This is a genomic window from Microcoleus sp. B13-B6 (assembly GCF_036705405.1).
Lineage (GTDB): Bacteria > Cyanobacteriota > Cyanobacteriia > Cyanobacteriales > Microcoleaceae > Microcoleus.
On sequence record NZ_JAUBUJ010000057.1, the window covers coordinates 1 to 21,804 of the forward strand.

At 45.6% G+C, this 21,804-nt stretch carries 21 protein-coding genes and 1 other RNA gene; 15 read left to right on the forward strand and 7 right to left on the reverse strand.

Going from position 1 to position 21,804, the window contains the following annotated elements; translation table 11 throughout:
- The first annotated feature begins 270 nt into the window (after positions 1–270).
- On the forward strand, positions 271–882 hold the full coding sequence (locus QUB35_RS23055; protein ID WP_333109415.1) for a hypothetical protein: 612 nt from the start codon (positions 271–273) through the stop codon (positions 880–882).
- A gap of 450 nt (positions 883–1,332) precedes the next feature.
- Here QUB35_RS23055 and egtD read toward each other — a convergent pair whose 3' ends face one another.
- From egtD to egtC, 3 genes are all read right to left on the reverse strand, one after another.
- Positions 1,333–2,376 (reverse strand): L-histidine N(alpha)-methyltransferase, encoded by a 1,044-nt coding sequence (gene egtD, locus QUB35_RS23060; protein WP_333144029.1) that lies wholly within the window; start codon positions 2,374–2,376, stop codon positions 1,333–1,335.
- A gap of 411 nt (positions 2,377–2,787) precedes the next feature.
- A complete protein-coding gene (locus QUB35_RS23065; RefSeq protein WP_333144030.1) occupies positions 2,788–4,128 on the reverse strand; it encodes an ergothioneine biosynthesis protein EgtB in 1,341 nt (446 codons plus the stop codon).
- Positions 4,100–4,888, reverse strand: coding sequence for an ergothioneine biosynthesis protein EgtC (gene egtC, locus QUB35_RS23070; RefSeq protein WP_333144031.1), 789 nt, complete (start codon positions 4,886–4,888; stop codon positions 4,100–4,102). The genes QUB35_RS23065 and egtC overlap by 29 nt, the downstream gene beginning before the upstream one ends.
- A gap of 182 nt (positions 4,889–5,070) precedes the next feature.
- Between egtC and QUB35_RS23075 the strand changes: the two genes are divergently transcribed.
- The 3 genes from QUB35_RS23075 (at position 5,071) to QUB35_RS23085 (ending at position 7,780) form a co-directional block, all read left to right on the forward strand.
- Positions 5,071–5,289: a hypothetical protein gene (locus QUB35_RS23075; protein WP_190736419.1), complete on the forward strand. Its 219-nt coding sequence runs from the start codon at positions 5,071–5,073 to the stop codon at positions 5,287–5,289.
- A 1,249-nt stretch (positions 5,290–6,538) separates the two neighbouring features.
- On the forward strand, positions 6,539–6,826 hold the full coding sequence (locus QUB35_RS23080) for an RNA-binding protein (RefSeq protein ID WP_333109618.1): 288 nt from the start codon (positions 6,539–6,541) through the stop codon (positions 6,824–6,826).
- Between the two features lie 147 nt (positions 6,827–6,973).
- Positions 6,974–7,780, forward strand: coding sequence for a DUF1838 domain-containing protein (locus tag QUB35_RS23085; RefSeq protein WP_333109620.1), 807 nt, complete (start codon positions 6,974–6,976; stop codon positions 7,778–7,780).
- A 389-nt stretch (positions 7,781–8,169) separates the two neighbouring features.
- Here QUB35_RS23085 and QUB35_RS23090 read toward each other — a convergent pair whose 3' ends face one another.
- Positions 8,170–9,201: a VOC family protein gene (locus QUB35_RS23090; RefSeq protein ID WP_333144032.1), complete on the reverse strand. Its 1,032-nt coding sequence runs from the start codon at positions 9,199–9,201 to the stop codon at positions 8,170–8,172.
- Between the two features lie 127 nt (positions 9,202–9,328).
- On the opposite strand from QUB35_RS23090, the gene QUB35_RS23095 reads away from it, so the two are divergent.
- Entirely contained in the window at positions 9,329–9,520 is a 192-nt protein-coding gene (locus QUB35_RS23095; protein WP_333144033.1) for a hypothetical protein, read from the forward strand.
- Positions 9,521–9,727: 207 nt separating this feature from the next.
- Here the strand turns inward: QUB35_RS23095 and QUB35_RS23100 are convergent, their stop codons facing one another.
- Positions 9,728–10,174: a hypothetical protein gene (locus QUB35_RS23100; RefSeq protein WP_333144034.1), complete on the reverse strand. Its 447-nt coding sequence runs from the start codon at positions 10,172–10,174 to the stop codon at positions 9,728–9,730.
- A 347-nt stretch (positions 10,175–10,521) separates the two neighbouring features.
- Positions 10,522–13,008: a putative PEP-binding protein gene (locus QUB35_RS23105; RefSeq protein WP_333144035.1), complete on the reverse strand. Its 2,487-nt coding sequence runs from the start codon at positions 13,006–13,008 to the stop codon at positions 10,522–10,524.
- 72 nt (positions 13,009–13,080) lie between these two features.
- Between QUB35_RS23105 and QUB35_RS23110 the strand changes: the two genes are divergently transcribed.
- Positions 13,081–13,767, forward strand: a complete 687-nt coding sequence (locus QUB35_RS23110; RefSeq protein ID WP_333144036.1) for a ComF family protein — start codon at positions 13,081–13,083, stop codon at positions 13,765–13,767.
- 793 nt (positions 13,768–14,560) lie between these two features.
- On the opposite strand, the gene QUB35_RS23115 is transcribed toward QUB35_RS23110, so the two are convergent.
- Complete coding sequence (locus QUB35_RS23115; protein ID WP_333144037.1) at positions 14,561–15,115, reverse strand: 2'-5' RNA ligase family protein; 555 nt, start codon at positions 15,113–15,115, stop codon at positions 14,561–14,563.
- A gap of 127 nt (positions 15,116–15,242) precedes the next feature.
- On the opposite strand from QUB35_RS23115, the gene QUB35_RS23120 reads away from it, so the two are divergent.
- The 9 genes from QUB35_RS23120 (at position 15,243) to QUB35_RS23160 (ending at position 21,793) form a co-directional block, all read left to right on the forward strand.
- A complete protein-coding gene (locus QUB35_RS23120; RefSeq protein WP_333077099.1) occupies positions 15,243–15,509 on the forward strand; it encodes a YciI family protein in 267 nt (88 codons plus the stop codon).
- Between the two features lie 23 nt (positions 15,510–15,532).
- Positions 15,533–15,629: signal recognition particle sRNA small type (gene ffs / locus QUB35_RS23125), an RNA gene on the forward strand.
- Between the two features lie 23 nt (positions 15,630–15,652).
- A complete protein-coding gene (locus QUB35_RS23130) occupies positions 15,653–16,033 on the forward strand; it encodes a phasin-related domain-containing protein (RefSeq protein ID WP_333056143.1) in 381 nt (126 codons plus the stop codon).
- A gap of 198 nt (positions 16,034–16,231) precedes the next feature.
- A complete protein-coding gene (locus QUB35_RS23135) occupies positions 16,232–16,675 on the forward strand; it encodes a hypothetical protein (RefSeq protein ID WP_333144038.1) in 444 nt (147 codons plus the stop codon).
- Positions 16,676–16,709: 34 nt separating this feature from the next.
- Positions 16,710–17,279 (forward strand): Uma2 family endonuclease, encoded by a 570-nt coding sequence (locus QUB35_RS23140; protein WP_333144039.1) that lies wholly within the window; start codon positions 16,710–16,712, stop codon positions 17,277–17,279.
- Positions 17,280–17,375: 96 nt separating this feature from the next.
- The gene (locus QUB35_RS23145) at positions 17,376–18,722 is read left to right on the forward strand and encodes a DNA phosphorothioation system restriction enzyme (RefSeq protein ID WP_333144066.1); all 1,347 of its coding nucleotides are present in this window, start codon (positions 17,376–17,378) and stop codon (positions 18,720–18,722) included.
- Positions 18,723–18,808: 86 nt separating this feature from the next.
- The gene (locus tag QUB35_RS23150; RefSeq protein ID WP_333144040.1) at positions 18,809–19,084 is read left to right on the forward strand and encodes a hypothetical protein; all 276 of its coding nucleotides are present in this window, start codon (positions 18,809–18,811) and stop codon (positions 19,082–19,084) included.
- Entirely contained in the window at positions 19,081–21,147 is a 2,067-nt protein-coding gene (locus QUB35_RS23155) for an AAA family ATPase (protein WP_333144041.1), read from the forward strand. The genes QUB35_RS23150 and QUB35_RS23155 overlap by 4 nt, the downstream gene beginning before the upstream one ends.
- The gene (locus tag QUB35_RS23160) at positions 21,137–21,793 is read left to right on the forward strand and encodes a Uma2 family endonuclease (protein WP_333144042.1); all 657 of its coding nucleotides are present in this window, start codon (positions 21,137–21,139) and stop codon (positions 21,791–21,793) included. Before QUB35_RS23155 ends, QUB35_RS23160 begins: the two co-directional genes overlap by 11 nt.
- Positions 21,794–21,804 lie beyond the last annotated feature (11 nt).

The window sequence follows — 21,804 nt, forward strand, 5'->3', positions numbered from 1 at the left end:
CCGCCCGTCCAAAAAGGACGGGCGGGACGCCCATCCCACTTTCAAGAGTGGAAGTTATTTAATTCTCATTCCTTAACTGCTTTTTTTAAGAGGCTGTCGGGATTTCGCGGATCGACTCCTGTAAACTCTCACACTAGAATTAAGCAGCAAGAAAAGTTAGAATAACGGCAAAACTGAATATTGCCCAGAACAGCCAAACTATCTTTACCGAAGATTAGTCGAGAAAACCAGCCGAATATCAGCCAATATCTTGATTTTGCCTCAATAAAGATGTCCAAGGTCTACAGCACGGCGGAACTCATTAAAATCCTCGAAGAAGAGCGCCAAGCCTGCTTGCATGGGCGGCGCCTCAACTTGACTGAAACTCCTGCTACAGGCAACCCCGTGATTGACCGCTTTCTCAAATCTGAGGGAGTTCAGAAGTTCACTGCTTATCAAAATTTTAAGGCGGCTGTGCACGAATACCAGCGGGAACATCAAGTTTCTGGGATTGTCTGGCGGGAAATGGCGGTTAAAGGCAATACTCTACGCTATCCGGCAGTGGATGACGAATTAATAGCTCTACCGGTTGATTTGATAACGCTGAAGGCAGCTAAGATTTCTATGTTGGAATTCTGGCAGCAGGTAACTGCGGGGATGGATTTGTATTTAAGCATTAACAGCGGGAAGGATTTTCGATCGATCGAGCCGATTGATGTAGAAGCTATAGCCCAGCGCACAGAATGGGCCAATCTCTCCAAGTGGGAAAAGTTGGATTTTCTGGAAATTTTGTTGCAGTTGGGCTGGGGGAAGCCGGAGGAAGCTTATTATAAGCGGGGATGGCCAACCTCCGGCAGTGAGTACATTCACGCCGTCAAACCCGGACAGCGGCCGATTTGTTAATTAGTCAGTAGTCAGTAGTCAGTAGTCAGTAGTCAGTAGTCAGTAGTCAGTAGTCAGAAGTCAGAAGTCAGAAGTCAGTAGTCAGTAGTCAGTAGTCAGTAGTCAGTAGTCAGAAGTCAGAAGTCAGAAGTCAGTAGTCAGTAGTCAGTAGTCAGTAGTCAGAAGTCAGAAGTCAGAAGTCAGAAGTCAGAAGTCAGTAGTCAGAAGTCAGTAGTCAGAAGTCAGTAGTCAGAAGTCAGTAGTCAGAAGTCAGTAGTCAGAAGTCAGTAGTCAGAAGTCAGAAGTCAGAAGTCAGTAGTCAGAAGTCAGAAGTCAGTAGTCAGAAGTCAGAAGTCAGAAGTCAGTAGTCAGAAGTCAGTAGTTACTGATTATTGGGAGATATTCAAAACAAATAACAAATAACAATTGGCAATTGCCAACTGCCAACTGCCAACTGCCAACGGTCAACGGTCAACTGTCAACTGACATCTGACAAAGCATCAAGCCAAACCACTGATTTGGATCTGTCCAAACCTGCACTGGCATTAAACCACGCTGCGACAGTTCTTTTTTTACAGTATTGAGATTAAACTTGCGCGATATTTCGCTGCGGATAGTTTCTCCCGCTGCAAATTCAATTGTTAAATTGAGAGAACGCAACTGCACTGTTTGCGCTTTTTTACTTTTCAAGTGCATTTCAATTTGACATTCCTCTTGATTGTAAAAAGCCCAATGCTCGAACTGTGCTAAATCAAAATTTCCCTCATATTTTCGATTTAAATGTCGCAGCATATTCAAGTTAAATGCTGCCGTTACTCCTTGACTGTCATCGTAGGCAGGCTCTAAAATATCCTTAGATTTGTCCAAGTCAATTCCCAGCAAAAAATACTCTCCCGGCTGCAGTGCACCGACAATTTGCGAGAAGAATAAATCGCATTCTTGAGCGTTGAGATTGCCGAGGGTACTGCCGAGAAAGCAAATCATTCGGGTTGGCAACGGCGACGGTGCAATTTTAGCTAAGGCTAATTCGTATGTGCTGACAAGTCCGTGAATCTGGAGCGACGGATAATCTGCCAACAGTTGACAAGCGCTGCTTTCTAGGATAGTAGGACTGATATCGATCGGCAAATAGTGCAGGGGATATTCCAGTTGACTGTAAGCATCAAGGAGAATCCGAGTTTTGGTGGAACTGCCGCTGCCGAGTTCGACGATTTGGCAAGGGCCCGTTAAATTGGCGATCGCCCCCGCGCACCCCTGCAAAATTGCCGTCTCAGTGCGTGTCAAGTAGTATTCCGGCAACTGGCAAATCAACTCAAACAGGTTTGAGCCGCGATCGTCGTAGAAATACTTTGGAGGCAGGGATTTGGGGGTTTGAGTCAACCCGCTAACTGCATCGCTGCCAGCATTGATTTCTGCGGGTGTCAGTGCCGCAGCGCTCACCAGCCGCTCTAAATGCAGCCGGTTTTCCTTCGTTGAGGCTGAGTTTGTCGTGTCGGACAGTCTTGGGGATTTCATAAAGTAATTTTTAGATGCACATATATATGGGTATAGCACGCAGTCGCGTTGCCAAATATCGCGCTCAAGTGAGGTTTTTCATGTCGCTCTCGGTTCTGTATTATCTCACCAGATGGATCTCGCACCCACAATTAAAACTTAAATAAAACTTAAAAATTTTCAACTAAAATTATAAAAAACTTCACAAAAGTTTTTTTATTTAATATTTTTACCCGATCAAAGCTTTAGCATTTCGCAAACAAATTTGTCCCTAATTCCCCATCAATCCTTTTATATGGTATCCGTAAAAGAACCGTTATAAGTTAGTAGGGAGGACTTTAGTCCGAGCGAGTGTATTGAGGACTTTAGTCTTCACTAAGAACCAAGGAGCGCACGGAGCCGTGCACTCGATAATTATAATGAAATAGCGAACTACTTAGCGCAGCGAAAACCAGCAATAATTTGCCGCACGCCCGGATAGTACCAATTCCGAAAGGTCGATCGCAGTGCCTGCGGAAAAGTTGCCCAACTCCCGCCTTTCAAAACCCGGTGTTCTCCATCAAAATAAACTTGAGAATATCCCCTGTAAGGATAACTTTCAAATCCCGGATAGGCGTCAAAGCTTGAAGCAGTCCACTCCCAAACATTGCCCAACATATCATAGCAGCCGATCGCACTTGCTCCTTTAGGGAAGGCATCAACTGGCGAGGTATTGGCAATATTATTGCCGTGATTGCACAGGCTGCCGTTTGGCGGTTCTTCTCCCCAAGGATAGATGCGATATGTTTGATTTGTGGCATCCCAACTTGCCGCTTTTTCCCATTCGGCTTCCGATGGCAAACGCTTGCCGATAAAGTTGCAGTAAGCTTCGGCTTCGTACCAACTCACTCCGCAAACTGGATGGTTGTTGAAAGCTGGATTTTCTGACCAGTAAAGCGGTTGAGAGACGGCTTCGCCTTGCAGCCATTTCCACCCGTCCGCTGACCACCAATCAGGGTTTTGATAGCCGCCGGATTCCATGAAATCTTGGTATTGACGGCAAGTGACGGGATAGCGATCGATCGAGTATGCTTCTAAATAACACAGGTGGCGCGATCGCTCATTATCCAAAGCCTCAGCAGCATCGCTTCCCATGTAAAATTCCCCGCCCGGAATTTCAATCGCCGAATCGGTAATTGGGTATCGGGAATTGGGCATTGGGAATTGGGCATTGGGAATTGGGCATTGGGCATTGGGCATTGGGAATTTCTGCTGCTTTATTCCTCGCTGTTGTAGAGAATTAATCCGTGTATCCGTGTCCAAATCCGTGTCGTGCGTTCCTTCCTTTTTCCTGTGCATTTGCAACACGAAAGCAACAGTTTCGCAGTGCTGACTTTCGTGCTGAATAATAAACCGCCAGAGACGTTCTTGCTCGTCGATCGGCGCTACTTCCAAATAATCTAACAGCTTTTTTCTCACCGCGTCCAGATATAATTCAACTTCAGGTAACCTCGGCAGAAAAACCCGTTGTTTTTTCGGCAAAATATCAGCAGCAAACAGTTGGTGATACTGAGGAAACACAGGTTCCAAGCCAGCACATCGTTGCAACAGCCACAAATCCTCAGTATAAGCAATGTGGCCTAAGTGCCAGCCAACTGGACTGAAATCAGGATGAGCTTGACGGCAAAAAGTATCATAATCGATGTCTGCAAATAGCTTGAAAGTGCCGCTGCGACACTGCTGCAAATCGCGATAAATTGCCTCTCTACAAGATTGGATAGATTTCGATATCACGCTCTACTCCGGTACTGATAATGCTCTGGACTGGACACTCGTGCCAATTGCCAGCAAATAAAGGTTCAGAAGCAATGATGACAGAATTTGGGAAATTTAAATCGTCTCGCAGCCAATAGAGGGAAGGAGGGGTTTTTTGGGAAGCAAAGCGAGAGGCAACGAGCTGGTGTCCGTCGCTGATAATTATATTAGCTGAAAATTCTACTTGGTGAAAGTTTGCTAGCTCTGCCAAAGTTTTCAGGGAGTTTTGCAAAGCAGCTTGTATGGTCAGATTTCCGGCGGTCAATTCATTGACAAACAAGGCGAAGATATGCTCTGAGTCTGTAGTACCGTTAATTGATTGATACAGGGTATCGCTGAGCCGATCGCGAATTGGTCTGTAAAGAGTTTGCCGAAAATTCTTCACGAAGCCGTTGTGTACGAACAGCAGGCGATCGTTCTGAAACGGCTGACAGTTGCTCAAATCTACAGGTTGTCCTGAAGTTGCACTGCGAACATATCCGATCGCGCATCCAGATTCAACGTATCGACTGATACTCGGAAGGTTAATGTCGCTCCAAATTGGCTGTACATTTTTATAGGTAAACGGGTCAGTATCTAGGTGCGGGTGATACCAACCAATACCAAAACCGTCAGCATTGAGTAGGCCAGAAGTCATTTCGCGGGGATCGTAACTCTGCACAATTAGGGAATGTTCCGGCTTGTACAGAATAGCATCAAGTAAAATCGGCTCCCCGAGGTAGCCAAGCAAACGGCACATAAAATTTTTGCAGCAATTTGATTAGCATTGTAAGTCATTAGCCGAAAAATTGCCCGTTAGCGAAGCCCTCGAAGAGGATCGCCCATCTTCAGCGCTGGAAGGTTTTTTGTAGGCCGCTGCCAGCATCGCAGTACAAACGATACAGTTAAGGTAGAACCCCTGCAGCACAAGGAGACTCTTGAATGTTCCTCGACGAACTCATCCCAATGGCGAAAGAATTGATCGAACAGCCGATCGCCTTCGCGGGCGGATTTTTATCTGGCCTGCTTCGACTCAACCTTCACGAAGATCCCGTTAAAAGCTGGATCGACGAGCAAGCTGGTTCAACTTCCTACACTACTCCCCCAGCCGAACCCACCAACGGTAAAAGCACGGGGCCTCAGTCAATCTCGATCGACTAAGGAAAAGCAGTAACATCCTCCCAACGCCAAACTGATTACAGTTATGGCGTGGGCTTCCAAACTTCACTGTTTGGCTTTTCGCGTTTTTCCCTTACGGGATTTCCAGATTTGGCTAGATTGAATTGCTCACTTCCCGCTAGAAAGTCTGCACAGACACAAGCGATTCCCGTATAGCCTTTCTCAGATAGATGAAGAACAATAACAGCAGTGTGTAAACCAGTTCCCAATATCTTGCTGAGAAAGTTGACGGAATGCAAACTCGATCGCCTTTCCTAATTATTGATAATTTGTTGTGTTGATAAAACCGAAAATATTTGTAAGTTTTGACCATAATTTTTCAGTCTTATGATAAATCAGGCGAAGGGGGCGACAAGTATATTATTTTCGCCTTTCTTTTTGATTACTTTATTTACTGATTTGCCTCTTTTTATGACCATTTTTCATCATTACCAAAGCATTTTTTCATTGTTTCGGTAGGTTGCCGGAGCATAAAAAGTATCAAATCTAATTGTATCATTTTCCTTCTTAAATTAACTTATAGCAATCCTAAATCAGTTGTAAAAATATGTAGGGGTAGTGCTACCCCTACTCCCCGTGCCTACCCCACCCAAGGCGGGGCAACCGGGCGTGGGTTTGCCCCTACAAGAATTACACAAATCATTTAGGATTGCTATATATTAGAACTTTATGAACCATATAGCAATCCTAAATAAATCGTAATTTTTTTACCCCTCCCCAACCCTCCCCGAAGCCGCGGGGAGTCCGTAAGAAATTCACAAATGATGCGAGGATTGCTATACCTTGTTAGTCGCTTTGTTTCCGAAGATGCTTGGTGATTCGTCGCCCACCTATCACTGATCAGATTAAAATCAAGTATTGTTCACGGGTGGGATTCCTCGCCGCCCCAAAACTCATATCCTGACTCGCCCTGCGGATGAATGAGGATATGAGTTGTGATTAAGCTAACTATTGCAGCCATTACCAAGGGTTGGTCAATCGATTTTAGATTTTAGATTTTAGATTTTAGATTTGAAGCATTAACCCCACGGATAAATTTGGGGGCTTATTTATCGGATACAGGTTTTTTATTTATCCACGCATAAATCCGGGGGCTTGTATCCTGGATGCTTTCGGTCAATGCGGCAAACCATTTTAGTCAGAGTCGATCGCCCAGTTGTATGGTAGATAGCACTTGACAGTTAAATTAACAGGTTATTATGTATAGCACAACAAGTTCAGTTCGATCGACATGACTATCTACATTGGAAATCTGTCTTACCGCGCCACCGAAGAAGACCTGAAAGCAGTATTTGCAGAACACGGCACAGTCAAGCGAGTTGTCTTGCCTACCGACAGGGAAACCGGTCGGATGCGCGGTTTTGCATTTGTTGAGATGATGGAGGATGCCCAAGAAGACGCTGCAATTGCCGAATTAGACGGTGCAGAGTGGATGGGGCGTCCCTTGCGAGTGAACAAAGCTAAACCGAAAGAAGAGGGAAATCGAGGCGCAGGTATCAAGAGAAACGACGGATATTAGTCTGCGATGCGGCGGTTGACATCCTCTCGAAACCCACCTGATGCACCAGTGCGCCAGTAGCGCCGAATTGCTACCAGCAGTTGATTTTGGGGATGAAATGTCAACTCCGCTGCACAAAAACATCGATTATTTACAGGAGCCTGCGGTATGGTTTTATTACAAGAATTTGATGCCCAAGAATGGGTGAAAACGCGCAGTTCCCTAGACGGTGAAGCAACATTTCTCACCTGGAACGGTTATATTTACTCTTTTGTTCCCAACGAACCGAAAAAGCGCTTGTTCAAAATACTTGGCATGAGTGCAAGCAGGTGTATTGCTGACGGCGAGGGCGGCTGGAAATTCACCTCGCGAGAACTAACTTACTATCTAGACCCCAACAGCGGAAAAATTCTCCACAAATGGGAGAACCCTTGGACAGGAGAAACCCTAACGGTTGCTCACGTTGCTAACAACCCCGTCCAAGGGAATTTTAAAGGAATTTTCCCGGCTAAAGTAGAGCCTGAAATTACGACTTTTGTCTTTGACTTATTTCCCAACTATCCTAATCCTTTAGCTGAGGATGCCAGATTTGTTGATTACAGTCCAAATCCCATCTATCAAGCAGCAGAATTATTTAAGCTGACAGTGCCCACAGCAGAATTATTAAATCCCGAACTTGTCTCAGTTTCTCAAGTAATTCTGAGTTGGGATAGAATCGGGCCGTGGCTGGCATGGATGAAAATGGGAAATCGACCCGGTAACATGATTTACAGTGCCACGGGTTCCAAAGTCAAGAGTTGGACAGAATTACCTCAATTGCTGCAAGATGAAATCAAAACTCGCATTCCTTTGTATAAAGATGCGCCGAAATCGCAATTAGATGTGGAAGATATGACTTCTTGGATTTATTTTCAACAGAACTTTGATGCTTATCTCGCGGGAGAAAGATTCCCTCTGCCAGCACCGGAAGCATAAGCTCATAATAGATGAATGCCCTCAATCAGTTCGCGATCGCATGGCGGCCCATGCGAAACCGGGTTTTTTACTGAATCTGCAGGCCCAAACGCGTCTTTTCGTCCATCTTTCCCCGGTTTCGAGCAGTCGGAGTGCGATCGCGAACTGTCAATGTAGGGTGCGCGCACCAGGACATTACCGCATCATATCAAATCCGGTAGCATCGGAATTAATATTACTTACAGCCAGGACACGGCACTGCCGTGCCCCTACAATTAATCTGGCGTAGGGAAGCGGCACGTGCAGTCTCCTCTATATCATAAGGAGTGTAACCGGAACTGATATCAGTCAAATTAATTTGTAGTGAAGAATGCAAGTCTTGTGATTTTTATTAAGACTTGCATTCTTCACTACAAACCTGATTCTATCAATGTCCAAAAATATCCGTCAGGTGCAATGAAGGAAAAACTTTGTTCCCCAAATTCATTAGCGACTATTTCTGTGATTTTTTGTGCCTTGCTGGCTTTGACTCGCTCCAAATATTCTGCAATACTAGACACTCGATATGTGTACAGCGACATTCCCAAACATCCGGGATTGGCGCGCTCAAATCGATCGCTTAGTGCGATCGAACTCGGAAACCTCAGAATATACAGTCTACCCGATCGCGCGGCCTTAAAATCTGTTTTCGACGATCGGGGGTCATCAAAAGCTGTCACCACAAATCCTTCCCCAGACTGAAGCTCAAAAATCTCCCTTCCGGCGAGGGAAGAGTCAAAGGTAGTTTCTACATCGCGCGCCCGAATCAACCCCAGAACTTCTTCATAAAATAGCAGCGTTTCTTTGCTGTCATCTTGAATTACCATTCCCATGTGGGTAATTTGACTGGTTTTTAAAAGAGCATTTGAATTGATTTTCCCGTAATTAGGCAAAGCATAATTGAATCTTTGAAAAAAAACTTGCCGACTCAAAGGCTGCAAAAGCATCATCTCACGCACTCCGACAGCCGCCTCGACAAAAGGACACGGTTTTTGCTCTTTGTTGTAAATAATCTTCCAGTGCGGGGATGTATATTTGACCTGCAAATTGGCAGATTCAGCCTCTTCGGCATGGTTGAGTATATTCAACAAATCAGCAGTTAAAGTAGTTGCCCAACGGTTGCCTTTCACCTTCATTGACGACATTTGCAAACCATCGTTTGTAGGTTTTTCCCAAATCATCAAGCGAATTAATCCGTGATCCGCATCTTGGTGATAGAGTCGAATCGATCGCACTTTTGAACTAACTCCATATAATTCGCCAGCTTCGGATGCCGAGAATTCTCCTATTTTACCGATCCGATATCCAAATTGCTCCCAATATTGCAGTTGTGGAATCGCATCGGCTACGCCAATACACACTTCGTAAATGCCTGCGATGGAAAGGGGCTGCACTTGATTCATACTTTTTGAAACATAATTTACGCACTTTTACATCGGAGTGTTCGCTGTGAGATATCTAAGCGAGATATATAGCGGTTCTCAAGCGTGGTAAGGTATGCCCACGGAGGCCACGGAGGCCACGGAGGCCATGAGTACCGGGAGCATCTCACCTTTGCAGCCCTCCGCTAGAAATTGGAGTTTTGAGGCAGGAGGCAGAAGGAAAGAGGAAGAAGGAAAGAGGAAGAAGGAAAGAGGAAGAAGGAAAGAGGAAGAAGGAAAGAGGAAGAAGGAAGGAGCCAGAAGAAGGAAGGAGCCAGAAGAAGTATTTTTACAAATATGAGATGCTCCCTGAGTACCTCATATGAGAGCTCGAAAGGCTATATATAGGCAAAGCTTTGCAGGGTGTTCCAAGCCAGATATATAGGCAAAGCTTTGCAGGATGAGCGCACTCCTAAAAAAAACGCTTTTTACCAAACCGGGATGCTTCCGATACATCGCCGATCAAACCAAGATTTATTAGAATAAACCGGGTTGATGAGCGTTAATCTTAGAAAGAGTAAACTCGCCCTTTTTCATCAATATAAACTGATCGGTCTTGCCTAGTGCTGCCGTCTGCTCTGGTGATGCGAATCGTCACAATGTTTGTCTGCGAGTCAACGTTATAGTCGTATTTCAAAGTTGTGGTTCCTGTTGTGGCATTAATCGGAATATTGGCAATATCGCCGGTGCGATTGCTGATACGAACAATGATGTTTTTGCTGGTTCCGACGGGCAAAGATGACAAGCTGGCATCTGATTGACCGTATTCTAGGTTTAATCCAGTTTCATTTAACAGTCTTAGGGTAATGTTGCGAGTATTGTCAACCTGCGCTTGAGGTTGCCAGAACCCGGGTTTTTTGCCACCGTCAGTTGCAGGTTGAGATAATGCTGGGTGAGGAGGCAGAAAGCCCAGGGCGGCAAGTATTGCTGCGGTTGCAATAATTTTTGATTTCACGGTTTTTACCTCCGGGTAAAGGGTTGGCGATATTTCTATCTTAGCTTTAAAATCAAATCTTTTGATAGCGGAAGGAAAAAGAAGGCAGAAGGCAGAAGGCAGAAGGCAGAAGGCAGAAGGCAGAAGGCAGAAGCAGTAAAAGCAATAAAAGCAAGGGCTTCACCAATTAAAAATGTCCTCACTGTCTGGGCGGTTGCTATATAATTAGAAACCGGATTTCTGTAGTTGTTAATATTCCTGGACGCACGGGTTGTCTAGAAAGCCGATTTCTGAGCGGGTGGCTGCTTGTCAAAGGTATGATTGAGAGTAGAAACCGGATTTCTGGGGTCAAGTGCGTCCGGGAGTTGTTAATTGTTAATTATCGATCGAGCGGCTTCTAGCAGCAGGCGCTGTTCGGCGCGGACGATCGCCCTGCTAGTTTGTTCTACAGCATCGACATTGACCGAAATAGACGAAATCCCCCACCGCACGAAGGATTCAACTGTATCGGGATACAATGCGGGAGCGTCGCCGCAGATTGAGCAAGGAATCCCGGCGGCCCGGGCCTGTTTGATTAATTGTTCGATCGCCCTCATCACTGCTCGATCGCGCCCGTTGAATGCACCTGCTACCTGTTCGGAGTTGCGGTGAATGCCTAACAGCAATTGGGTTAAATCGTTAGTGCCGATAGAAATTCCTTGAACTCCGGCTTTTACGTAATCTGGTAATAAAAATAACACCGAAGGAACTTCCGCCATAATCCACAGTAGAAATTCGGGCGAGCGGTTTTTCCAAACTGTTTCTAAGCGCTGGCGGCAGTAGATAAACTCCTCAACCGAGCGCACGAAAGGCAAAATTAAATTAACATTAGTATGACCTGACTCGCAGACTTTTTGAAGTACGCACAGTTCCCAATCAAATAATTCCGGTTCAAAGGTATAACTGAAACTGCCGTGGACGCCTGACTCGCGTAAATCGAGAGATCGATAAAATATTGGCTGCGGCGAAACGGCAGCAGCAAACAAGCTGAGGCAATCCGCCATGCGATCGACAAATTCCGATTGGCGGCCGTCTTGTAGCCAAACTTTGGGATTTTGACAGTCCAAAGCTTCTAATGCCATTAATTCCGATCGCAGCAATCCGATGCCGTCTATTGGCAGATTTTTGAGGCGGTCAATCGAACTTGTTTGGCTGACATTAACTAGCAGTTGAGTCGCCGTTGGTGGGCCCCAAACATATTGAGTAGACTCAGATTGTCGAGCTTTAGACGCCCAATTGGACGATCGATCGGAGGTAGAAGATTGGTGCTTGGCTATTGACATTTTTGCTGCTGTACTGTATATATCTGCCTTTTTTGCTGTGTCCCGAAGTCGGCGGCTGTCTCCTGTCTCGATCGCATCCGGTTGAGTGAGGGCAAAAACTTCTCCGCTATCGCCGTCTACCAAAACCGAATCGCCCGAGGCGATCGCCCGAGTGGCCCCGGCCACTCCCACAACGGCGGGAATCCCCAATTCTCTCGCTAAAATGGCGCCGTGGCAGGTCATGCCTCCTTGTTCCGCAACCACCCCAGCAGCCACCTTCAGCCAAGGCAGCCAATTCGGATCGATTGTCGGGGCTACCAAAATGCCTCCCGCTAAGAATTCCGCGTTTTCTGGGTGGGAATTAGTCATAACTTGGGCAATTGCTTCGGCTTTTCCCGATGCTGCTCCCACACCTCTAAGTATCGCAGGAGTTCGGGCTGGCGCGATCGAGTTTGGCTGCCGGAGGGATCTCGAATTTTCCTCTACCGGCGCAGCTTTTTCCCCTTTCACAAGACGAACTTGAGTGAAATAAAACTGCGGTTCGCCGCTGTTTGCTGTCTGGTTGAGCGTCCACTCCAAAATTAAATCCGAGTCAAATTCTGCGCTCGCTTTTTTACTCAATTCAATGATTTCTTGCAGTTGCCATTCCTCTAAAACGTATTCTGTTTGTGCTTCCTCTCCCAGCGCTAAAACTTGCACGCAACAGTCAGCAAAGTCAGGAATTATAAATGGAGAATCGGGAATTGGGAAAGCAGCAAACTTGCCCAGTAGCAGTTTTTTTTTCGGTTCACCATCGCCGACTTTGAGATTGTAGGCTAATGTTTTGTAACCGATCCGCTGGAATTTAACCGCGCTTGTTTCCGGCTGCACTTGATAGTAATCGGGGATGGTTTCTCCCCTAGCCAGGGACAATCCCAAACCGCTGGTGGCTTGGACTTCCCACTGTGCACCCGCCTTTGTTTTCACCTCGCCCGCGGCGATCGCTTCTTGAAGTGGCTGCACCAAAACTGCGGGATTGATTTGCTGTACCCGCAGGCCGCACCGCTGCCAGTAAAATAGACTTCGGGCTCTGAACATTTCTGCCCAAGCTCGTTTGAGTCCGGCCCCAATGGCTTCGGGTTCTGCCCGTACTGCCTGAGATTCCAGAATGCCGACTGTTTTCGGGTTCCAGGAAGTCAGGGAAGGGCGAAAAATTAAGGCTGTGGAGTTTAAGTTTGACTGTGAGTTGAGTTGAGCAACCGCAGACTCTAGGGTGGAGAGCAGTGAATCTGGCAGTTTGCCGGCGAGGATTTGGTGGCGGATGCTGCGGGCGATCGATTGCAGTTGTCTGGGTTCATCGACATTCAAGTGCAGGGAAGAGTGTGGCCAGTCAGCAAACAGCGGTTCTAGGCACTCGATCGACTCTAAAAACTGCCAGAATGTTGTAGCCGGCACGACAAAACCCGGTACAACAGGATGATTTTTCTGGAGCAAACAGCTCAAGTAAAATGCTTTTTCTCCCACTGCATCTCGGTCTGAAGGTTGAATTTTGTCTAACCAGTAGAGGTTTTTCACGCTGCGAGCCTGTCGGTGGAAACTGATTGAAGTTGAAAGTTTTTCCCATTAATCACTTACGATAATTTTAGGATGAACAAGCGAAAATGGACGGGATTAGTCAAATCTTTTCTCAATCTATTTCTTAAGTCTAACTGTCCTCTTTGTCAGCGACCGGCCGCCGGAGAGTTGTGTCCGTACTGTCACAAGCAACTTCAGCGATGTCAGTTAAGCGATCCCGGTCGATTTTGGCATTCAGAGCAGCGTGTTTTTGTGTGGGGTGAGTATGGCGGGGCTCTCAAACGGGCGATCGCAGCTTTGAAATATGACGACAATCCGCAATTAGCGAAACCTCTAGGCGGCTGGCTGGCGGAAGCTTGGCTGAGTTTTCCTGAATTAGCTATAGACAATTTAACAGTTGTACCGATTCCCCTGCACAAAGAAAAGCTCAAGGAGCGCGGTTTTAACCAGGCGGAACTTTTGGCTGAAAGTTTTTGTGAGCTGACTGGTTTGCCTTTGCAGCGGCACGGTTTGGATCGGGTGAAAAATACTCAGGCTTTATTCGCTCTGACGCCACAGCAGCGACAAGCGGAAATGAAAAATGCTTTAGGTTTGGGGAAAGATTTTCGCCGCCGGCGCCCGCGCGATCGAGTGCTGTTAGTTGATGATATTTACACTAGCGGTACTACGGTTAAGTCGGCAATTCAAATATTGGAAGAGTCGGGAATTTCGGTTTATGGAACTGTGGCACTTGCAACTCCGAATAAGATGAATCGGTAAGTTGTGATTGCCTTTAATTTTAAACAGGTTTGTAGTGATACCAATTTAATCTGAAGTTGCACATATCTCGATCCCCCTAAATCCCCCTGATTGTTGGGGGACTTTGAGAATAATCTTGTCCCCCCCTTATTAAGGGGGGCTAGGGGGGATCAGATTCTACGGGGCCTCATAAAAAATTGGTATTGTAAAACTTCATTAAGTTTCTCGTCAAAGATAGTCAGGAGTAGTATATGCTGACTGAACAGAAGGATTTGGACTGCCCAAGCAACCGCTTTCAACGCGGTCTTTATTTACGGGCCACACCTATCACTCATGCAGCTAGCCGATTGGCAAACACATCCACAGAGGTTTGTACAAAACCGCAGATGGTTTGTTAATTAATGCGCTCCGTGAATGGGTATTACATGATCGTGGCAAAAGCACTCCCAAAAGCATTGAGCAATGGGATAGGGAGCTGCGTAGCTGGGCCAATGCGGGTCAATCCGCTCAAAGTAAAAGTGAAGGGGGAGGGACCGAAGGCCTCCCATGTCATGTAATAGATGACTATACTTTTACCAGCTATGAGGACTAAACTCATCAGGTTTGTGGACGCACTTGCGACTTCAGAAACCCGGTTTCTACGAATATTTCTCGTTCCTCGGCGCAAAACTCGTAGAAACCGGGTTTCTCGCCCCCCGCGAGTCAGCCCTGAAACTGTCCGAAGTGTTGATTAATTATGATTTGCTAATAAGATTTTTTGGAAAAAACGAACCGCGAAGACGCGAAGGACGCGAAGAAAGAGAAGGGAGAGAGTTTAGGCTGAAAGCGGGAATTGGTGGCTGATGTTCCACCGACTGCCGTCGTGAAGCAGTAAAGTTAACGCCGAAGCGGTAAACTCAAAGTGGAGCGATCGCCCTGCAAATTCCAACCAAGCCGTTTGAAAATTCTCTTTAGTTAAATCGCGAAACGCTACTGTCATGTGCGGTACAAATGGGCGACTTTGAGAAACTCGATCGACAATTCCCAAATTTGCCTCCAAATAACTCATCAAATTTTTGTTAATTTCCAGCAATTCGGGCGATTTGACAACATCAACGTAAATGACGCGGGGCGCGAAAGCAGCAAAACCGGATAGAGTAACGGGAATGGGCGGCCGATTTGCAGAAAACTGGTTCAAACTTTCCTCTAATTTGGGAACATCCTCCGCTAACGAGTGAAAAGGAGGTTGCAGCGTGATGTGCGGCGGCGAATTCAAAGCACCGCGGCTGTTGTAATGTTCCGCAAAATACTGTTGAATCTCAGTAATGTGCTGTTCAATATCGGGAGGCGGCACTAGGGCAATAAAAAATCGCTGTTTTGACTGGTTCATAGGATACGATCGCAGTGAGGAAGAAATGGCGGAGTATGGAAAATCGAGTATTTACTCAAGGCTTGTACCAAAAACTCCATTCCCAATCTACAATCCAAAATCCAAAATCTAAAATCTAAAATTTAAAATGCCTTGGTTTGTCAAAATTGAGCAAGGAATTGTCGAAAAGCCTGTCTTTGACCAATACGTGCCAGCTCACAGAGCTTATGTCCGAGAGTTGATTTCTAAAGGACACCGAGCGAAAACTGGCTACTGGGGGCGGCGGGGCGGCGGTATGTTGATGTTTGAGGCGGGTTCGATGGATGAGGCGAAGGCGATCGTCGCTGAAGACCCGCTGGTGAAGAACGGTTGCGTTATTTATGAAATTTATCACTGGTGTGTGGTTGAAGAATAAATAACTGTGTTATACTCATAAATGAACTGGACCCACGCGATTCCAACGCCCAAATCTTGTCAGGACCGGAAGGTAGCAGCAACACGGGATGCTTGTAATAGGCGTGGTCTCCGGTTCACCCAGTTTTATGAGGTGTAGCTCCTATGCCTGGTTTCGGAGATATTTTACAAAAAGCAGTTTACCTTGGTGTTGGGCTAGCTTCCTACGCTGGTGAAAAAGCTGGCAGCAAGTTAACTGAATTACGCACTGAAGCCCAAAAGCTGGCAGACGAATTAGTCAAGCGTGGCGAGATGTCAACGGAAGAAGCTCGCCGCTTTGTTGATGACATGGTGCAACAGGCTCAGCAGCAGCCCCCCGTAGCCTCGGCTGGGAACGAAAAACCCGCTGAACCTCGGCGGATTGAAATTGTTTCTGAGGAAGAAGATGTCTCGGCAAAAGATGCTAAAGAGACAGGCGGCGTAGACAAGCTCCGCGAACAAGTGCAGAATTTACAAGAGGAATTGCGGCGGCTGAAGCGGGATTAAGCAGGAAAAAGCTCGCTCAGTAAAGCAGGAAGGGAACTCAGGATAATAATCTTGAGTTCCCTTTTTGAATATTTCCCCTGTCAGATGTGGACGGATATCAGGCAATAGGTAATAGAATTGAAAGTAGGTGCGATCGCTTCGCATGAGGCTGGCTGCACCTGTCTGTAAAATATTTTGTAATAGCCAACTGTCAAATACATGGAAGATTGGTCTAAAGATTTTTTGGGAGTAATGGAAAATGCTGTTTCTGAAGTAGAGCAGTTTTTCAGCGAAATGGGCGAAGAGTTTGTCGAAATGCTGGACGTTTTGGCAAAAATGTCGGAAGAGTTTACTGAACAAGTACAAAATAATCTGATTAACGACATTGACGGTTATTTCAATGAATTTGACGGTTTATTTAATGAATTTATCGAACCGATAATTGAAATTTACCGCGACTTCGACCCGCAATTTGATGAGATAGATTTGTCGATGGTTACTTATGTAGACCCTTCGCCGACGCAGCAGCCAGCTTGTCGCGGTTGTCGCAACTATCACGGTCAAGTTTACGGGGGAAATTTGTTGGTTTGTGCGATGCACCCTACTGGTGTGGAATCGGAGAGTTGTGCTGATTGGGAAACTGACAGCGATATTAATTTTTAAGACGGCAGTGGAGTTGTTGAGGGGTTAATGGCTTATGGTAACGTCAATTCAGTCTCCGTCAAAGATTTCTCTGGAAGAGTTTCTGCTATTGCCAGAGACTAAGCCGGCTAGCGAGTATGTTGACGGTCAAATTTATCAAAAAGCTATGCCCCAAGGAAAACACAGCACGTTACAAATCAAATTTTCATCCGCTATTAATCAAGTTGGCAAACCGCAAAAGTTAGCTTTTGCTTTTCCCCAATTGCGCTGCTGTTTTGGGGGATGTGCTGTTGTTCCAGATTTAGCAGTATTTGAGTGGTCGCGCATTCCTCTAAATTCTCAGGGAGAAATTGAAAATAGGTTTGAAATTGCTCCAGATTGGATAATTGAGATTTTATCGCCGGATCAAAGTTCAACTCGCGTGATTAAGAAGATTCTGTTTTGCCTCAAGAATCCTACTAAATTAGGTTGGCTGATTGACCCGGAAGAAGAATTGGTAATTGTTTTTAAACCGCAGCAGGAACCTGAGATTAAAGAGAATGAAGATATTTTACCTGTACTGGATGTGCTGTCGGATTTGCAATTGTCGGCGACAAATTTGTTTGAGTTGTTAAGTTTTAATTAGAAATGAGTTACAGTTGAGTCAGGGTAATTTTGCATCTAACGGCATTTAAAGGTGAATCGCTCAACGGCTAATAATTCGCAATTTGGGTTTCCGAAGATGCCGCCATCGCTGCAATTGCGACAGTACCAGCGAGTGGCGGTTGCTAATTGGTTTGCGAATCAGGGACGCGGTACGCTGAAGATGGCGACGGGTAGTGGCAAGACGATTACTGCACTGGCGATCGCCACTGAATTATACAATAAAATTAACCTGCAAGTCCTGCTCGTAATTTGCCCTTACTGCCACCTGGTGAATCAGTGGGCGCGCGAATCGGAGAAATTTGGTTTAAAACCTATTTTGGCTTTTGATAGCGCCCGCAGTTGGCAAAATAAGCTGGCTGCGGGTTTGTATGAAGTGCGATCGGGGGATAGAGCATTTCTCACAATCATCACTACTAATGCTACCTTAATGGGAGATAGTTTGCGATCGCAACTGCGCTATTTTCCAGAAAAAACCCTGATTATTGGAGACGAAGTTCACAACTTAGGCGCGCCCCGTTTAGGAGAAAGTTTGCCGCGCAATATTGGACTGCGACTCGCCCTTTCCGCCACCCCAGAAAGGCATTTCGACGAACAAGGAACCGAAGCTATTTTAGATTATTTTGGCCCGGTTTTGCAGCCGGAACTTACCTTAGCCGACGCCATCCGCCAAAAAGCCTTAGTACATTATTTATACTATCCAATTTTAGTAGAATTGACAGAAGCAGAAACCCGCAAGTATTCCCGCTTAACTCAAAAAATTGGCTGGGCGCTTTGGGGCGATGAAAAAGTAGAAGAAAATGATGCTTTAACAACTTTATTAATGCAGCGAGCTCGGTTAATTGGAGCGGCGGCTAATAAATTAGTAGCGTTGCGAGAATTAATGATTCACCGTCTCGATACAGCCCACACTTTATTTTACTGCGGCGACGGTGCGCTCGAAGGAGGTGGGCGCCGAAATAACAACCGCCAACTAACAGAAACCGCGAAGTTATTGGGTTCAGAATTAGGCTACCGAGTTAACACTTATACTGCGGCAACTCCTTTAGCAGAAAGAGAACGATTGCGTCAGCAATTTGAGAGTGGAGAATTGCAAGGTTTAGTCGCGATTCGCTGTTTGGATGAAGGCGTGGATATTCCAGCAATTCGCAATGCTGTAATTTTAGCAAGCAGCAGCAATCCGCGCCAGTTTATTCAGCGCAGGGGACGCATTTTGCGACCACATCCGGGGAAGGAAAGGGCAACTTTATTTGACATGATAGTTTTGCCTCCAGATTTGGGCAGAGAAACCTTAGAAGTCGAGCGCAATTTGCTGCGAAAAGAGTTGAAGCGGTTCTTGGAATTTGCCGATTTAGCCGACAATGCTGGGGAAGCTAGAGTGAAATTGTTGCAAATTCAGAGGCATTACGGGCTGTTAGACATTTGACATTTATTAAGGTTCGGTTTATGTTTAAGAATAGAGAATTAGTTGAGCGTAGTTTGAGTTGCTAGTTTTTAATATTTGAAAAAAAAATGACTGAAAATCTGCATGAAAATCTGATTATGGCATTTAGATATGAAGATAGTGCGATCGCAGCCTTACCGACAAGCATTTTAGCAGAAAAGCGTTCTTCTTATCAAACTCATAAGGAATTCAGCGACGTACAGGAACCTATTACTAGCGCGCCGCCGGAAGTCCGACAAATTATTGAGCGGGTATTGGAAATTGAAAAAGATAAACTGTACATGAGAGCTCCCCGCCACATTAACGATGACATTTTAAAAATCATTAAGGAAGCAATTGTATGAAGTTAATCTCAATTACTCTATGCAACTTTCGTCAATTTTACGGCAAAAGCCCCGAAATAAAACTAGCTTGGGGCAGGGAAAATATTACAGTAATTCACGGTAATAACGGCGCCGGAAAAACTGCCTTGATGAATGCCTTTACGTGGGTACTTTACGGGAGATTTAGCGCGGCTTTTGCGGCGGAAGAACAATTAGTAAACAAGCGCGCTCTGGCTGAGGCGGAAATGGGAAAAGCCGTAGGTTGTTGGGCGGAAATTGTGTTTGAACACGACAGCACACGCTACCAAGCAAGACGAATTTGTCGTGCTTATAAAAGTGAAAACACTGTAGAACATGGCAAGGCTGAATTGTTTCTGAATGTAGCCAAAGATAACGGTCTCTGGCTGAAGCCGGATCAGCATCCCGATGATATTATCGGGCGGATTTTGCCGGAAAGTTTACATAAATATTTCTTTTTTGACGGGGAGCGAATCGAGCAAATTGTCCGCTATGACAAGAAGGCAGAAATTGCGGAAGCTACTAAGGAGTTGCTGGGGGTGGAAGTGTTGAATCGATCGATTCGGCATTTAGGAGAAGCAAAAAAATCTCTAGAGACAGATTTAAATATAATTGGCAATGCTGAAACGAAGAAACTTTTAAAAGATAAGCAAAAATTTGAGCAAGAAGCTGAGCAACTTTCGAGCCGACAAGTAGAAATCGAGCGGGAATTGGCGAACCAAGGGGAGTTAAAAAAAGCAGTTAATGGTAACTTGTTGGAACTTAGCGGTGCTGCGGATTTACAAAAGTTGCGAGACGAATTGGAAATGCAGAAAAATTTATTTAAGCAACAAATTGTACAGGCTACAGATGCTCTAAAACGAGCAATTTCTGTGCGCGGTTACGCGGTTTTTCTGTCAGATGCGGTGGCTGAATTTGAAGTAATAGTAGGAGGTTTGCGGGAATGTGGCTCGTTGCTTTCGGGGATTCAGCGGCCGTTTTTGGAAGAGTTATTAGCGCAGCAGCGGTGTATCTGCGGTGCGGAATTAGTGGAGGGTTCGGAGTCTCACCAACAGGTTAGCGGTTGGATGGATAAGGCTGGTGTTGGCGATGTGGAAGAAACAACTATTCGGATTAGCGATCGGGTAAATGAAATTGATAAACAAGTGGCTGATTTTTGGGAGGAAATTGACCGACACCAAGGCAATATCAGTCGCGACAGAACCGAACTTTCTCGGGTGGAAAATCAGCTAGACGATATTCACAACAAGCTGCGAAATTTTCCTGACGAAGATGTCAGCCGCTTGCAAAAGCGCTTGGATGAAATTGAGGCAAAAATTGGCGATTTGCACCGGGAAACAGGCTCTAATCAGCAGCAGATTGAGAGTTTGAAGGCGTCGATCGCCAATCTGGACAAGCAAATCGATAAGCAGCAACTGAATGAGCAAAGGCAAGTATTAGCCCAGCGCCGGATTGCTGCGACTCAGGATGCGATCGAGCGCCTAACTGAAGTGCGATCGCGCTTAGAAAAACAGTTTTCTTCTCAGTTGGAAAAGCGGGTGCAAGATATTTTTAGTCAAATCTCTTTTACTCCTTACATCCCCAAGTTGAGCGATAAATACGAACTGACGCTAGTAGAAAATACGTCGGGAAAAGAATCTTTGGTTGCCGCTTCTACAGGAGAAAATCAAATTCTCAGTTTATCGTTTATCGGCGGGATTATTGAGGGCGTGCGGGAGTGGAGTCAAAAGAATACTTTGATGGGCCCGGATAGCAGTACGTTTCCAATTGTGATGGATTCTCCCTTTGGCAGTTTGGACGAGATTTATCGCAAGCAAATCGCGAATAAGCTGCCGAAGTTGGCGAATCAATTGGTAGTTTTGGTAACGAAAACTCAGTGGCGCGGAGAAGTTGCTCAAGAGATGGAAAGTTCCATTGGCAGGGAATACGTGCTGGTGTACAATTCTCCGAAAGCTGATTGTGAAGAAGATGCGATCGAACTTGGCGGGACGCGCTATCCTTTAGTTAAGCGCAGTCCAAATGAATTTGAATATACAGAAATTGTAGAGGTGGAGTATGACTTCTAATTCGGCAATTACGCAGGTTTTGGAAACGGATATTTGGGTGAAGGCGACGTGGGAAGAGTTTCTGAATTTTGCTGAGGATTCAGCATGGGAAAAGGGCAAGTTTTATTACTATCAAGAACACATGAGGGTAGAAATGTCACCAGTAGGGCCATTGCACGGGCGTCAAAATTCAATTAGGGCCTGTGTAGTTATTCTGTTTGCAACATTGAGAAATATCCGAATAGTTCAGTTTACTAATACCAGTTTTCGTAAAGCAGGTATTGGCGAGTTTCAACCTGATTTAGCTTACTACATTGGTTCAGATTTAAGAGTGCCTCCTGATGATAGCAATTCTGCTGTTGATTTAAATCAATACGATCCGCCTAATTTGATAGTGGAAATTGGGGCGTCTTCTTTTAATGATGATTTAGGCGGCAAGCGGTTGCTTTACGAAGACGCAGGAATAAGTGAATATTGGGTTGAACGTGCAAACACGCGGGAGGTTTTTGCGTTTGCGATTAATGGCGGAGGTAGCGGGAGAATTCAAGAGTCGCGGGTTTTACCGGGGCTGGAAATCCGGTTAGTTGAGGAAGCTTTGAATCGGAGTCAAACGCAAGATGATGGGGAAATTAATCGCTGGTTGATTCAAACTTTTAGTCAAGGTTGAAGGGAGTTGGA

Coding starts and splice junctions, on each gene's coding strand:
- QUB35_RS23130 (WP_333056143.1), top strand. CDS start 15,653: ATGCCTGGTTTCGGAGATATTTTACAAAAAGCAGTTTACCTTGGTGTT.
- QUB35_RS23090 (WP_333144032.1), bottom strand. CDS start 9,201: ATGAATCAAGTGCAGCCCCTTTCCATCGCAGGCATTTACGAAGTGTGT.
- QUB35_RS23115 (WP_333144037.1), bottom strand. CDS start 15,115: ATGAACCAGTCAAAACAGCGATTTTTTATTGCCCTAGTGCCGCCTCCC.
- QUB35_RS23055 (WP_333109415.1), top strand. CDS start 271: ATGTCCAAGGTCTACAGCACGGCGGAACTCATTAAAATCCTCGAAGAA.
- QUB35_RS23145 (WP_333144066.1), top strand. CDS start 17,376: ATGCCGCCATCGCTGCAATTGCGACAGTACCAGCGAGTGGCGGTTGCT.
- QUB35_RS23140 (WP_333144039.1), top strand. CDS start 16,710: ATGGTAACGTCAATTCAGTCTCCGTCAAAGATTTCTCTGGAAGAGTTT.
- QUB35_RS23120 (WP_333077099.1), top strand. CDS start 15,243: ATGCCTTGGTTTGTCAAAATTGAGCAAGGAATTGTCGAAAAGCCTGTC.
- egtC (WP_333144031.1), bottom strand. CDS start 4,888: ATGTGCCGTTTGCTTGGCTACCTCGGGGAGCCGATTTTACTTGATGCT.
- QUB35_RS23155 (WP_333144041.1), top strand. CDS start 19,081: ATGAAGTTAATCTCAATTACTCTATGCAACTTTCGTCAATTTTACGGC.
- QUB35_RS23135 (WP_333144038.1), top strand. CDS start 16,232: ATGGAAGATTGGTCTAAAGATTTTTTGGGAGTAATGGAAAATGCTGTT.
- QUB35_RS23095 (WP_333144033.1), top strand. CDS start 9,329: ATGAGTACCGGGAGCATCTCACCTTTGCAGCCCTCCGCTAGAAATTGG.
- QUB35_RS23150 (WP_333144040.1), top strand. CDS start 18,809: ATGACTGAAAATCTGCATGAAAATCTGATTATGGCATTTAGATATGAA.
- egtD (WP_333144029.1), bottom strand. CDS start 2,376: ATGAAATCCCCAAGACTGTCCGACACGACAAACTCAGCCTCAACGAAG.
- QUB35_RS23085 (WP_333109620.1), top strand. CDS start 6,974: ATGGTTTTATTACAAGAATTTGATGCCCAAGAATGGGTGAAAACGCGC.
- QUB35_RS23160 (WP_333144042.1), top strand. CDS start 21,137: ATGACTTCTAATTCGGCAATTACGCAGGTTTTGGAAACGGATATTTGG.
- QUB35_RS23075 (WP_190736419.1), top strand. CDS start 5,071: ATGTTCCTCGACGAACTCATCCCAATGGCGAAAGAATTGATCGAACAG.
- QUB35_RS23110 (WP_333144036.1), top strand. CDS start 13,081: ATGAACAAGCGAAAATGGACGGGATTAGTCAAATCTTTTCTCAATCTA.
- QUB35_RS23080 (WP_333109618.1), top strand. CDS start 6,539: ATGACTATCTACATTGGAAATCTGTCTTACCGCGCCACCGAAGAAGAC.